Here is a 12231-nt window from a genome sequence, read left to right on the forward strand (position 1 = left end):
TTATAATAATCTCAATCATTTTCAGGAGGTGATTTGGACCCGTTATCAACCGCTTGTCAAATAGAATAAGGTTTTCTTTCTCACATTCTCATCCGATAAAATCTGTTCACCAGCAGATTCTTTTATGCGGGTGCTTCTTTCTCATTGGAAGTTTGTGCCCAATCATTTTCTACCACACCCATTTTACAGAAGAATATGGATTAAAAAAATGCAGCGGAAATCTACAGATACATCTGAATGGATGTACCGTGATGATCAAAGCGCTTTTGGATACGGGAAATTGTTTGTATGAGCCTTTGACCGGGAAACCGGTCTGTCTGGTGGAATATGAGCATTTAAAAACCTGCCTGAAAAACGGAAAAAGTATTCCGGGAATTCGGGCAATTCCATATCATTCCATCGGAAAGAAGGATGGAGTGTTGTTTGGTATTACGGCAGATAAGCTGATTTTTCAAAATCAGGGACGAAAATATGAGCAGAGTGGGTGTATTATTGGCATTTATCCCGGAAAAATCAGTAAAAGTGGGGAATATAGTGCCATTGTGCATCCGGATATTCTGAAAAAGTAATGTGTGCGGAAGGAGCAGATTATGATATGTAGTGCAGCATTACCGGGAAAATTCCGATACGCAGCGCGTCGGAATCCTCAGAAAGTGATTCGTCAGAGCGGTGGTGATATTTTATATATCGGAGGCGCAGACGTATTGCCGGTGCCGTTGGAAAATGAAGCTGAAGCTGAAGCGATAGGGATGCTTGGAACAGAGAGGGAAAAGGATGGCCGGGCGGTATTGATCGAACATAACCTGAGACTGGTTGTTTATATTGCGAGAAAATTTGACAATACCGGTATTGGCGTGGAAGATTTGATATCTATAGGGACGATCGGACTGATAAAAGCAATTAATTCCTTTAATCCTGAGAAAAATATTAAGCTGGCGACTTATGCGTCGCGCTGTATTGAAAATGAAATATTAATGTATTTGCGGAGAAATAATAAGACCCGGATGGAGGTATCGATCGACGAGCCTTTGAATGTGGATTGGGACGGAAATGAATTGCTGCTGTCGGACATTCTTGGGACGGAAGAAGATGTTATTTACAAAGGAATTGAGGGGGAAGTGGACCGGATGCTTTTAAACAAAGCGATTGACAAACTTTCGCCGAGAGAGCAGACGATCATTAAGCTGCGTTTTGGATTGAATACGAAGGACGGATATGAGCGGACACAGAAGGAGGTGGCGGATCTGCTTGGCATTTCCCAATCCTATATATCCCGTTTGGAGAAGAAAATTATGAACCGTTTGAAAAAAGAAATCAGCCGAATGAGTTGATTGCTCTTTTTTGTCAAGCCCCAATAATTTTTTTATTTTTGGGAAAACCGTATAATAAAAAATCATAATGTGAAAAATCTTTACTGTACTTAGATTGACAAGCAAGTGTGGTAAGGAGGATTCTTATTATGGCTCAGGGTAAGGTTGAAATATGCGGTGTTAATACGTCAAAGCTTCCTCTCCTTAAAGAAGAGGAGAAGGAAGCTTTGTTCCTGCGTATTAAAGCGGGAGATATGGAGGCAAAGGAAGAATACATCAAGGGAAATCTCCGACTGGTACTCAGTGTTATTAAACGCTTTTCAAACAGTAATGAAAATCCGGATGATTTGTTTCAGGTCGGCTGCATTGGACTGATGAAAGCGATCGATAACTTTGATTTAAGTCAGGGCGTAAAATTTTCAACCTATGCCGTACCAATGATTATCGGCGAGATCCGCCGCTATCTTCGGGATAATAACAGCATCCGGGTGAGTCGTTCGCTTAGGGATACGGCCTATAAAGCAATCTATGCCCGGGAGGCATTTATAAAAAAGAATAATCGGGAACCTTCGGTAATGGAAGTGGCCGGCGAAATCGGCATCAGCAAAGAGGATATTGTTTTTGCAATGGATGCGATTCAGAGCCCCGTATCCTTATATGAACCGGTATATACGGAGGGTGGGGATAAGCTGTGCATTATGGATCAGGTTCGGGATCCGAAAAATACAGAGGCAGCCTGGGTTGAAAACATTGCTCTGCAGGAGGCTATTCATAAACTTGGGGACAGAGAACGGAAGATTATAGAAATGCGTTTCTATCAGGGAAAAACCCAGATGGAGGTGGCTTCGGAACTCTCCATATCACAGGCTCAGATATCGAGAATTGAAAAAAATGCATTGAAAAGCATGAGAAATTATCTTCAGCAATAGCTGGTTGTTTCGTGATGAAAAAACGCTTTGTTGTTGACTTCGCTAAAAGAAAGGGTATAATAAAACGTGAATGATTTGAAATATACTGGTGAAAAATTGGAGGAAATAAGAAATAATGTTTGAAGTTTTTGAAAAAACAGAATCTCAAGTACGTTCATATTGCAGAAAATACCCTGTCGAATTTAATAAAGCGAAAAATGCAGAGCTTTTTAGCGTAGAGGGCGAGAGATATATTGATTTTCTTGCTGTGGCCGGTTCGATGAATTATGGCCATAACAATCCGGAAATCAAGGCAAAAATTATGGAATATTTGGGTGAAGATAATATTATCAATGCTCTTGACATGTATACAGCCGCTAAAGAAGAATTCCTTCAGACGTTTGAGGAAAAGATTCTCAGGCCGAGAAATTTGAATTATAAAGTGATGTGCTGCGGACCAACGGGAACAAATGCCAATGAAGCAGCCCTCAAACTGGCCAGAAAGAATACGGGCCGCACGAATGTCATTGCTTTTTCAGGCGCATTCCATGGAATGACCCTGGGAAGTCTGGCGATGACGACGGATAAAACAAGCCGGGAAGGCGCCAGCCTGCCTCTGACAAATGTGACATTTGCGCCATATGACGGCACACTGGATTCAATCGCCTATTTAAGATGGATACTTGAAGATGACCATTCAGGTATCGAAAAACCGGCGGCAATTTTCCTTGAGACGCTTCAGGCAGAGGGCGGCATTAACGTGGCAAGTATCGAATGGTTGAAGGAAATCCGTGAGATTTGTACAGAAAAAGGTATTCTTATGGTTTGCGATGATATTCAGGTCGGCATCGGCCGTACCGGTACATTCTTCTCCTTTGAACGGGCGGGAATTCAGCCGGATATGGTTGTCCTTTCCAAATCCATCAGCGGGTTTGGCATGCCGATGGCTTTGCTGCTGATCCGTCCGGATCTGGATATTTTCCGTCCGGCTGAGCATAACGGAACTTTCCGGGGAAATCAGTTATCCTTTATTGGCGGTACGGCAGGAATCAATTATTTTGTTGAACATCATCTTGATGAAGAGGTTCGCAGAAAAGAAGCTATTGTGGAGAAATTTATACAGGAAGAGATTATGCCTTTGGATTCCCGGCTTTCCTATCGGGGTATGGGACTTATGTGGGGAATTGATTTCGGAGCAGTGAATCCGGCTTTGGCACTGGAAGCTGTTCACGAAGCCTTTGACCGTCATTTGATCTGCGAAGTTGCCGGCCGTAAAGACGGCGTGCTGAAATTGATGCCGCCATTGACCATTGAAGATGAGGTTTTAAAAGAAGGTTTGGCGATTGTCAAAGAGGCTGTTGTTGCTGTTTTGAAATAATGAATCATTTGAAAAGAAATGCCGGACCGGGAGTTAATCCCGGGTCCAGCGTTTTTTTTCATCCGTATATTTTGTGTTTAGCCAGTCGACACATTGGGAAAGACCTTCCGGCGTGAATTCAAAGGTTTCACGGGTCTTTTCGGATTCTTCGGTTTTATCATAGCAGAAGGGCTGAGGCCATATGCAGACGCCGAGAACCGTCTTCTTTTCATCGGAATTTTCGGAGATGGGAATCTCCGTTTTTTCTATCCGATATCTCATGCCCTGCCAGCTGCCGGTGAAGGGCTCTTTTTTTAAGAAAGAAATAGGCATGACATCTTTATAGTCGATCATAATTTCACCTCATTTTCAAAGCCAAGCGATTTGACGGTTTCATAGGGAATTTCGCCGCCAAATAAGTCGAGGGCGCTGCCGATCGTCACATTGATCCGATTCCGGCCAAGGGTTTTTAAAAGGCGAAGATCCTCAAAAGAACCGACTCCGCCGGCGTAGGTCACCGGCCGGGCTGTGAAACGGCCGAGAAGTTCAGCCAAAGGTTTTTCAATGCCGGAAGCCTTGCCTTCCACATCCACCGCATGGATTAAAAACTCATCACAATAAGGAGACAGCATTTCCAGAGTTTCCAGATTCATTTTGACGGATGTAAATTTCTGCCACCGGTCAGTGACAATATAATAGTCCGAATCCCTTTTGCGGCAGCTTAGATCTAGAACCAGATGTTCGCTTCCGACAAGGTCAGACAGGGCTTTTAACCGGTCAAAATGAATTTTTCCGTCTTTAAATACATAGGAAGTGACGATCACATGGGAAGCGCCTGCATCCAGAAAACGCCGGGCATTTCCCGGATGAATGCCGCCGCCGATCTGCAGTCCGCCGGGATAGGCTTCAAGGGCGGCAAGAGCCTGCACCACATCGGCGGCGTAGTATTCGGAAGACTCCGGATTTAAAAGGATGATATGACCGCCGGTGATCCCATCACTTTGATATTTTCGGGCATACCAGGCTGCATCCCGGGCTGAAACAAAATTTTCTTCGGCCTGATTGCCGGAATCTTTTAAGCTTCCGCCGACGATTTGTTTTACTTTACCGTTATGTATATCGATACATGGTCTGAATTGCATTTTTATACACCTCACTGGAATTCTGAGAAAAATTATAGTATAATTTACTCCGTATTGCAAGGAAAAGGAAAATAAGGAGTGAATTTCAGATGGCAAAGAAGAAAAATGCCGATGTTAATAAAACCAATGCCATGCGGCTTTTAGAGCAGGCGGGCATTTCTTTTCGTATAGAGACCTATGAATTTGATGAGGAACACTTGAGTGGAGAGCATGTGGCTTCGCAGGTCAGCCTTCCGGCTGATCAGATTTTTAAAACCCTTGTCGTTCGCGGGGATAAACAGGGAATTATGGTTTTCTGTATTCCGGTGACTATGGAACTGGATTTGAAAAAGGCGGCAAAGGCAGCGGGAGATAAAAAAATAGAAATGACCCATGTAAAAGAACTCCTTGGGTTGACCGGCTATATACGCGGCGGCTGTTCTCCTGTCGGCATGAAGAAAAAATATCCGACATGGATTGATGAGACAGCCATGCTCTATGATGAGATCGCTGTGAGCGCCGGGGTTCGCGGAGCGCAGATCATTATAAATCCGGAGGAATTAAAAACATTTACTGAAGCTGTTTATGCCGATGTCACCCAATAGAATAATGTGCATAACATAGAATAAGAAGTATTTTATGAGGTGGGGCATGCGTATCTGTGAACTTCGCCAGAAGGAAGTTATCAATGTGCGGGATTGCCAGCGCATCGGATTTGTGGTAGACGTGGAATTTGACTGCAATACGGGCAGCATCTGCCAGTTGATCATTCCCGGACAGGGAAAATGGTGCGGCCTTCTCGGGCGGGATACGGAATATATTATTGGCTGGAAATGCGTCCGGCAGATTGGTGCGGATATCATTTTGGTGGACGTTTGCATGGAAGAGATTATGCGCCGCTGCGAGGGATAAAAAACTCAAAATAAAGGTGATCAAAAATAATATTTTAAATGGCTTTTTGTCGGACTTTTACAACAGAAAATCTTTTGTAATACGTGTCAGCTTTCGGGATTTGGTGAAATAACTTTTAAAAATATCTATCCGCCGTATATTGCATGAACGCGGCTGTTCTGGCGAAAATTTTAGAAACGTTTCAGAATATTTAATGAAAAAAATCAATCCGTCTTTTTCGGGAAAAAGGCCATTTAAAGGGCATTTTTTTGTTGACCGCCTTTATTTCCTCGATTATAATGAATTTATCGAGGAGGGTAAAAAGATGAAGTGTCCATTTTGCGGAGAGGCAGATTCAAAAGTTATTGATTCCCGTCCGGCAGAGGATGGAAGTTCCATCCGTCGGCGCAGACAATGCAATGCCTGCCAGAAGAGGTTTACGACCTATGAAAAAGTTGAAACAATTCCTTTAATTGTCATTAAAAAGGATAATAACCGGGAGCCTTATGACAGGCAGAAGATTGCTTCGGGAATCATCCGTTCCTGCCATAAACGGCCGATTTCGGCGGATCAGATCAATAAGTTGGTGGATGAGATTGAAACGGAGATCTTCAATCGGGAAGAGCGGGAGATTCCAGCTCAGGATATCGGTGAGATTGTTATGAATCGTCTGAAAGATCTGGATGCGGTGGCTTATGTTCGTTTTGCTTCGGTGTACCGCGAATTTAAAGACGTGAACACCTTTATGGATGAGATCAAGAAAATATTGAAATAAAGTGATGTAGGGCGGCGCAGTTTTTCAACTGCGCCGTTGTTTATGATTTTATTTATTTTTTGAATCAATAATAATGGTTACCGGCCCGTCATTCACCAGTTCGACGGCCATGTCTGCGCCGAATTCTCCTTCGGCGACTGTAAATCCAAGATTGCGGAAAGCCCGGATAAAATCCAGATAAAAGGCTTTGGAAGGCTCCGGCAGACCGGCATCGATAAAGCTCGGACGGTTGCCTTTTTTTGTGTTGGCAAACAGGGTAAACTGGGAGATGATTAAAAGTTCGCCGTTGACGTCTTTTAACGCGAGATTCATTTTACCTCCTTCATCCTCAAAGACACGAAGTCCTGAAATCTTTTTGACGAGATAATCCATATCTTCTCCGGTATCATCTTTGGCTACGCCGAGCAGAACGACGAAACCACGGCCGATCTCACCGTGTATCCGGCCATCAATGGTCACCTTTCCGCGGCTGACCCGTTGTATTACTGCTTTCATATGAATAACTCCTTTGTTTTAGCATTGTGAATGTAAGTGAAAGCGTTTTACTTACTGTTTTTATTATATCTGCGAAGCCTGCCGGCGTCAAATGAAAGGCGAAAAATGTCAAAAAAAGCAGAAACATTATAGTTGAAGAATTGGTGAGTTGTTGGTAAATTATAATCAGGTATTGCCTTTCGGAAGAAAGGAAGAAAGTTATGTTCTGTAAAGTATATAGTGCGCTTTGTTTAGGCATTGAGGGACGTATTGTCCGTGTGGAGGTCGATATGAGCAGCGGTCTGCCCACATTTCAGATTGTGGGAGAACTCTCAGCAGAAGTTCGGGAGTCCGGCCCGCGGATATGTACGGCGATGCGGAATTCCGGTTTTTCATTGCCGCCAAAGCGCTATCTGATCAATCTGGCGCCTGCAGATTTTCGCAAGTCCGGAACAGGTTTTGATCTGCCTGTGGCCGTAGCACTTCTGAGTTGTATTGAGCATATATCCCCGGAATATCTTGAAAACAGCATATTTATTGGCGAGCTGGGATTGAATGGCCGGCTTGTGCCGGTAAAAGGGATTCTTCCCATGGTCAGCCAGGCGAAAAGGGAAGGGTTTTGCAATTGTTTTGTACCTGCGGAAAATGCGGAGGAGGCGGCAATCGTATCGGGAATGCGGGTTTTTGGGGCTGCCGCCTTTCCCGAAATAGTTCAGCATCTGCAGGGGAAGAAAGAGATACCTGAGGAATATCACAGGAAGAGGGACAAAGTCAGCAGGAGCAGACGATATCCTCTGGATTTTGGGGAGATATGCGGGCAGGAGGCGGCAAAACGCTGCATGCAGATTTGCGCCGCAGGACATCATCATTTGTTGATGGTGGGACCGCCGGGAAGCGGAAAGACGATGATGGCTGAGCGTCTGCCCTATATTTTGCCGGAGATGTCCTTTGATGAACAGGTGATCGCTACCAAAATTTACAGTGCGGCCGGACGGTTGAAACCGGGAAGCGGTCTGATAACCTGCCGGCCTTTTCGGAGTCCGCATCACTCGGTTTCTGATAAAGTATTGATTGGCGGCGGAGCGGTCCCGATACCCGGAGAGATCAGTCTGGCCCATGGCGGGATATTATTTTTGGATGAATTTGCCGAGTTTTCGAGAAGTGCCATTGAGGCTTTGCGGCAGCCTTTAGAGGCGGGAGAGGTTTTCATTCATCGGGTGCGGGGCGACTATTGTTTTCCGGCAAAACCATTGGTAGTGGCTGCCGCAAATCCATGCCCCTGCGGATACTATCCGGACAGAAAGCGATGCCGGTGTACGCAGGTACAGATACAAAGGTATATGTCAAAAATAAGCGGACCGGTAATGGAGCGCCTGGATTTATGTGTTTATATTCGCCGGGTTGATTACCGGCATATGAAGGCGCGGGAGGCAGCTATGGACAGCCGCCGGATGTATAAAGGGGTTAAACAGGCATATCAGATGCAAAGGGAACGGTTTTCCGGCTGTGATATTCAATATAACAGTGAGATGAAGGGACAGATGCTTGAAGAATATTGTTGTTTGGACAGTGATACCCAAGATTTTCTTGGGAGGATTTATGAGAAGTTTCATCTGTCTGCCAGAACCTATCAAAAGATTTTAAAGGTTGCACGGACAATCAGTGATCTGGAGGGCAGTTTAAATATTCGGATGGAACATGTGGCGGAGGCCGTCGGTTATCGTTTGCCGGATGAAAACTACGGAGGCGGCTTATGGGATTGACAGAGAGAGAATGTTGGTTCTGGCTTTGCAGCCGTCCCTGGCTTGGGGTGCGTTCCATCAATAAATTATTGGGATATTTTAAGACGGCAAAGAATATTTATTATGGAAGAAACGTACAATATGCAGAGATTCAGGGATTGAAAGAGAACATTCGGCGGAAACTTGCGGATCCGTCGGAAAAGGATGAAAACCTGTTGAAAAAGGATATACAGCGGCTCGAAACTCTGGGAGGCCGGTTTGTGGGGCGGATCGATGAAAAATATCCGGAAAAACTGAGGCATATTTATGATGCGCCGGCCGGATTGTTTTATTATGGTAATCTGCCGGATTCAAAAAGGCCGACAATAGCCATTGTGGGAGCCAGGGAGGCCAGCGGATACGGTCTGGCTTCAGCCAGATATTTTGCCGGGGCTCTTTCTGAGATGGGTATAGACGTTATCAGCGGTCTGGCCAGGGGTATAGATGGGGAAGCCCACAGGGGCGCCCTGCAGGAAGAAGAGAACAGGGAAACAGAAAATGGCATAAACAGAGGAAAGACATGGGGTGTTCTCGGATGCGGTTTAAATATTTGTTATCCGAGAGAAAATTATGGATTGTTTGAAGAGATGAAGTTTCGGGGAGGTATATTGAGTGAATATGGACTGGATGTGAAGCCGGAGCCATGGAGATTTCCGATGCGTAATCGGATCATAAGCGGTCTTTCTGACGGAATATTGGTTATTGAGGCGAGGGAGCGGAGCGGGGCGCTCATTACGGCGGAGATGGGATTGGAACAGGGGAAAAATATTTATGCTTTGCCGGGGCGCTTTAATGATCCGTTAAGTCAGGGGTGTCATCGCCTCATTCAAAGCGGAGCAAAGCTGGTTTTTAAACCGGAAGATATTGGAGAAGATTACGGTATTTCAGGATATGACCTGAAAAGTGAACAGGGAAAAACAAAACTTTCACTTGATAATTCAGAACAATTGGTGTATGCTAGTTTAAGTTTAAGCCCAAAAGATGTAGATACCATTTCAGCTCAGTGCGGTTTGACGATATCAGAAACATGGAAGGTTTTAGTAAATCTTGAGTTGAAGGGATGGATACGTCCGATGGGGAAAAACCTGTATATTCGAAACATTTAGCCGTGTTTCACAGGTTTTTGACAATAGAGATGAGATAGTGGAGGCGTATTATGGCTAAATATTTGGTTATTGTGGAATCTCCTGCGAAAGCCAAAACCATTAATAAGTTCCTTGGATCGAATTATCAGGTAGTTGCGTCAAATGGACATGTGCGTGATTTACCTAAAAGCCAGTTGGGAATTGATATTGAAAACGATTTTGAACCAAAATATATAACTATTCGCGGAAAAGGCGATATTCTTGCCATGCTCCGCAAGGAAGTAAAAAAAGCGGACAAAGTTTATCTTGCAACGGACCCTGACCGTGAAGGTGAGGCGATTTCGTGGCATTTGGCCCAGGCATTGAAGCTGGAAAAAAAGCAGATACACCGGATTACTTTTAATGAAATTACGAAAGCGGCTGTAAAAAATTCGATTAAACAGGCCCGGGACATTGATATGGATTTGGTGGATGCACAGCAGGCCCGGCGTATGTTGGACCGTATGGTTGGTTATAAAATCAGTCCTCTGTTGTGGGCAAAGGTGAAGAGAGGATTAAGTGCGGGACGTGTTCAGTCTGTGGCCCTTCGGATTATCTGTGACAGGGAGCAGGAAATAGACTCTTTTATTCCGGAGGAATATTGGTCGCTGGATGTCCTTTTGAATGTTGAGGGCGAGAAAAAACCGCTGACAGCCCGGTTTTACGGGAAAGATAAAGAGAAGATGGAGATTCGTTCCAAAAAACAGCTTGATACGATCATGGCGGATTTGGAGGGACATCCATATAAGATTTATAATATTAAAAATGGTGAGCGAACAAAGAAACCGCCGCTGCCCTTTACAACGAGTACGCTGCAGCAGGAGGCTTCAAAACTGCTTAATTTCTCTACTCAGAAAACGATGCGTATTGCGCAGCAGCTGTACGAAGGTGTGGATATCAAAGGAAATGGAACCGTTGGTTTGATTACATATCTGCGAACGGACTCCACCCGTATCTCTGAGGAAGCGGATGCGGCTGTACGTAAGTTTATCGATAAAGCTTATGGGCCGGAGTATGTTGTCAGCCAGATGAAGAACAGTAAGAATTCCGGAAAGATTCAGGATGCTCATGAGGCTATCCGCCCATCGAACAGTGAACTGACGCCAACAAAAATTAAGGAATCTCTGTCCAGAGATCAGTTCCGTCTGTATCAGCTTATTTGGAGCCGGTTTGTCGCCAGCCGGATGGCAGATGCCGTTTATGGAACAACCAATGTAAAGATTGACTGTAATGGCTATATTTTTACGGTAACCGCTTCCAAAATCAAATTTGAGGGATTTCTTTCCGTGTATAAGCATGCGGAGGATAAGGCAGAGTCCAATGTGCTTTTAAAGAAATTAACCGAGGAAAGCAAGCTGTCTTTCCATGATTTTGAAGGAAAGCAGCATTTTACTCAGCCTCCGGCTCATTTTACGGAGGCATCTCTCGTAAAAACACTGGAAGAATTGGGAATTGGAAGGCCGAGTACCTATGCGCCGACGATTACTACGATTATTGCCCGCCGTTATGTGGCGAAGGAAAATAAAAACCTTTATGTAACGGAGCTTGGAGAAGTCGTAAATCAGATTATGAAGGATGCTTTTCCGAGTATTGTTGATGTTTCTTTTACAGCAAATATGGAATTCCTTTTGGATAAAGTGGAAGAGGGCTGTGTAAATTATAAGACGGTCGTTCGGAATTTTTATCCGGATCTGGAAGAAGCGGTTCAGATTGCGGAAAAGGAACTGGAACAGGTAAAAATTGAGGATGAAGTATCGGATGTTGTCTGCGATCAGTGCGGGCGCCATATGGTGATCAAATATGGGCCGCATGGCAAGTTCCTGGCCTGTCCGGGCTTTCCTGAATGTAAAAATACGAAAACATATTTTGAAAAAATCGGTGTGAGCTGTCCAAAATGCGGTAAGGATATTGTTATTCGTAAAACGCAGAAGGGACGTAAATATTACGGTTGTGAAAATAATCCGGAGTGCGATTTTATGACATGGCAGAGGCCTTCCGGTAAAAACTGTCCAAAGTGCGGCAACGCATTACTGATTAAAGGGCAAAAACTGGTATGCGCGGATGTGGCCTGCGGATATCGGGAGAACCGGAAGTAAAATAGGTGTAGAAGATTATATCCCCTGTTAGAGTCAAGTCAGACTCTGCAGGGGATTTTTTTGAGGTACATTTAATATGGAAGAAACAGTAACTATCGAGTGTTTGTGGGAAAAAATTAAGGCCTGTGAGGGAGAAACTTTTTATACGGTCAAAGGGCTTCCTTTCACGTATACGGTGAAGGGCGGGGAGTTGTTTGCGGAGAGAAAGAAGAAATCGATTACCCGGGCAACCTTTGAAAAAGCCTTTTTGAAGATTCAGGGACGGCCCGGCGAAATTACCGGTCCAAAAAAGTTAAACGTTTTTGGAGGACCTTATGTGTGGGCAATATTTCTGAAATTTGGCATTGTTGAGAAGAAATCGCTTCGAAAAGACGGTCAAAAAGATTGACGGGGG

14 protein-coding genes are annotated in these 12231 nt (G+C 44.5%); 11 read left to right on the top strand and 3 right to left on the bottom strand.

What is annotated here, in order from left to right:
• The first annotated feature begins 53 nt into the window (after nt 1–53).
• From ACMN7X_RS01390 to ectB, 4 genes are all read left to right on the top strand, one after another.
• Nucleotides 54–569 carry a sigma-E processing peptidase SpoIIGA gene (locus ACMN7X_RS01390; RefSeq protein ID WP_418745714.1) on the top strand — a complete coding sequence of 172 codons (516 nt, stop codon included), beginning with the start codon at nt 54–56 and terminating at the stop codon, nt 567–569.
• 21 nt (nt 570–590) lie between these two features.
• A complete protein-coding gene (sigE, locus tag ACMN7X_RS01395) occupies nt 591–1331 on the top strand; it encodes an RNA polymerase sporulation sigma factor SigE (protein WP_418745715.1) in 741 nt (246 codons plus the stop codon).
• A 128-nt stretch (nt 1332–1459) separates the two neighbouring features.
• Nucleotides 1460–2239: an RNA polymerase sporulation sigma factor SigG gene (gene sigG, locus ACMN7X_RS01400; protein ID WP_418745716.1), complete on the top strand. Its 780-nt coding sequence runs from the start codon at nt 1460–1462 to the stop codon at nt 2237–2239.
• Between the two features lie 115 nt (nt 2240–2354).
• Nucleotides 2355–3596, top strand: coding sequence for a diaminobutyrate--2-oxoglutarate transaminase (gene ectB / locus ACMN7X_RS01405; RefSeq protein ID WP_418745717.1), 1242 nt, complete (start codon nt 2355–2357; stop codon nt 3594–3596).
• A 33-nt stretch (nt 3597–3629) separates the two neighbouring features.
• Here ectB and ACMN7X_RS01410 read toward each other — a convergent pair whose 3' ends face one another.
• Nucleotides 3630–3929 carry a hypothetical protein gene (locus ACMN7X_RS01410; protein WP_418745718.1) on the bottom strand — a complete coding sequence of 100 codons (300 nt, stop codon included), beginning with the start codon at nt 3927–3929 and terminating at the stop codon, nt 3630–3632.
• On the bottom strand, nt 3926–4717 hold the full coding sequence (gene hisA, locus ACMN7X_RS01415) for a phosphoribosylformimino-5-aminoimidazole carboxamide ribotide isomerase (RefSeq protein WP_418745719.1): 792 nt from the start codon (nt 4715–4717) through the stop codon (nt 3926–3928). Before hisA ends, ACMN7X_RS01410 begins: the two co-directional genes overlap by 4 nt.
• Nucleotides 4718–4806: 89 nt before the next feature.
• On the opposite strand from hisA, the gene ybaK reads away from it, so the two are divergent.
• The 3 genes from ybaK (at nt 4807) to nrdR (ending at nt 6362) form a co-directional block, all read left to right on the top strand.
• Nucleotides 4807–5301: a Cys-tRNA(Pro) deacylase gene (ybaK, locus tag ACMN7X_RS01420; protein ID WP_418745720.1), complete on the top strand. Its 495-nt coding sequence runs from the start codon at nt 4807–4809 to the stop codon at nt 5299–5301.
• Between the two features lie 46 nt (nt 5302–5347).
• Complete coding sequence (locus tag ACMN7X_RS01425; protein WP_418745721.1) at nt 5348–5608, top strand: YlmC/YmxH family sporulation protein; 261 nt, start codon at nt 5348–5350, stop codon at nt 5606–5608.
• 304 nt (nt 5609–5912) lie between these two features.
• Entirely contained in the window at nt 5913–6362 is a 450-nt protein-coding gene (nrdR, locus tag ACMN7X_RS01430) for a transcriptional regulator NrdR (RefSeq protein WP_418745722.1), read from the top strand.
• Nucleotides 6363–6410: 48 nt separating this feature from the next.
• On the opposite strand, the gene dtd is transcribed toward nrdR, so the two are convergent.
• Nucleotides 6411–6857, bottom strand: coding sequence for a D-aminoacyl-tRNA deacylase (gene dtd / locus ACMN7X_RS01435; RefSeq protein ID WP_418745723.1), 447 nt, complete (start codon nt 6855–6857; stop codon nt 6411–6413).
• A 200-nt stretch (nt 6858–7057) separates the two neighbouring features.
• Here dtd and ACMN7X_RS01440 point away from each other — a divergent pair, with 200 nt between their 5' ends.
• From ACMN7X_RS01440 to ACMN7X_RS01455, 4 genes are all read left to right on the top strand, one after another.
• Nucleotides 7058–8599: a YifB family Mg chelatase-like AAA ATPase gene (locus tag ACMN7X_RS01440; protein WP_418745724.1), complete on the top strand. Its 1542-nt coding sequence runs from the start codon at nt 7058–7060 to the stop codon at nt 8597–8599.
• Nucleotides 8590–9723: a DNA-processing protein DprA gene (dprA, locus tag ACMN7X_RS01445; protein WP_418745725.1), complete on the top strand. Its 1134-nt coding sequence runs from the start codon at nt 8590–8592 to the stop codon at nt 9721–9723. The genes ACMN7X_RS01440 and dprA overlap by 10 nt, the downstream gene beginning before the upstream one ends.
• Before the next feature lie 50 nt (nt 9724–9773).
• On the top strand, nt 9774–11837 hold the full coding sequence (topA, locus tag ACMN7X_RS01450) for a type I DNA topoisomerase (protein WP_418745726.1): 2064 nt from the start codon (nt 9774–9776) through the stop codon (nt 11835–11837).
• 76 nt (nt 11838–11913) lie between these two features.
• Nucleotides 11914–12225 (top strand): hypothetical protein, encoded by a 312-nt coding sequence (locus ACMN7X_RS01455; RefSeq protein WP_418745727.1) that lies wholly within the window; start codon nt 11914–11916, stop codon nt 12223–12225.
• Nucleotides 12226–12231: the final 6 nt, after the last annotated feature.

Origin of the sequence: Frisingicoccus sp., assembly GCF_048388605.1 — a bacterium.
In the GTDB taxonomy this organism is placed as follows: domain Bacteria; phylum Bacillota; class Clostridia; order Lachnospirales; family Lachnospiraceae; genus Frisingicoccus.

Bases quoted from the DNA above. Each gene is read 5' to 3' on its own strand.
- sigE (WP_418745715.1), top strand. From the start codon at position 591: ATGATATGTAGTGCAGCATTACCGGGAAAATTCCGATACGCAGCGCGT.
- sigG (WP_418745716.1), top strand. From the start codon at position 1,460: ATGGCTCAGGGTAAGGTTGAAATATGCGGTGTTAATACGTCAAAGCTT.
- ectB (WP_418745717.1), top strand. From the start codon at position 2,355: ATGTTTGAAGTTTTTGAAAAAACAGAATCTCAAGTACGTTCATATTGC.
- ACMN7X_RS01410 (WP_418745718.1), bottom strand. From the start codon at position 3,929: ATGATCGACTATAAAGATGTCATGCCTATTTCTTTCTTAAAAAAAGAG.
- hisA (WP_418745719.1), bottom strand. From the start codon at position 4,717: ATGCAATTCAGACCATGTATCGATATACATAACGGTAAAGTAAAACAA.
- ybaK (WP_418745720.1), top strand. From the start codon at position 4,807: ATGGCAAAGAAGAAAAATGCCGATGTTAATAAAACCAATGCCATGCGG.
- ACMN7X_RS01425 (WP_418745721.1), top strand. From the start codon at position 5,348: ATGCGTATCTGTGAACTTCGCCAGAAGGAAGTTATCAATGTGCGGGAT.
- nrdR (WP_418745722.1), top strand. From the start codon at position 5,913: ATGAAGTGTCCATTTTGCGGAGAGGCAGATTCAAAAGTTATTGATTCC.
- dtd (WP_418745723.1), bottom strand. From the start codon at position 6,857: ATGAAAGCAGTAATACAACGGGTCAGCCGCGGAAAGGTGACCATTGAT.
- ACMN7X_RS01440 (WP_418745724.1), top strand. From the start codon at position 7,058: ATGTTCTGTAAAGTATATAGTGCGCTTTGTTTAGGCATTGAGGGACGT.
- dprA (WP_418745725.1), top strand. From the start codon at position 8,590: ATGGGATTGACAGAGAGAGAATGTTGGTTCTGGCTTTGCAGCCGTCCC.
- topA (WP_418745726.1), top strand. From the start codon at position 9,774: ATGGCTAAATATTTGGTTATTGTGGAATCTCCTGCGAAAGCCAAAACC.
- ACMN7X_RS01455 (WP_418745727.1), top strand. From the start codon at position 11,914: ATGGAAGAAACAGTAACTATCGAGTGTTTGTGGGAAAAAATTAAGGCC.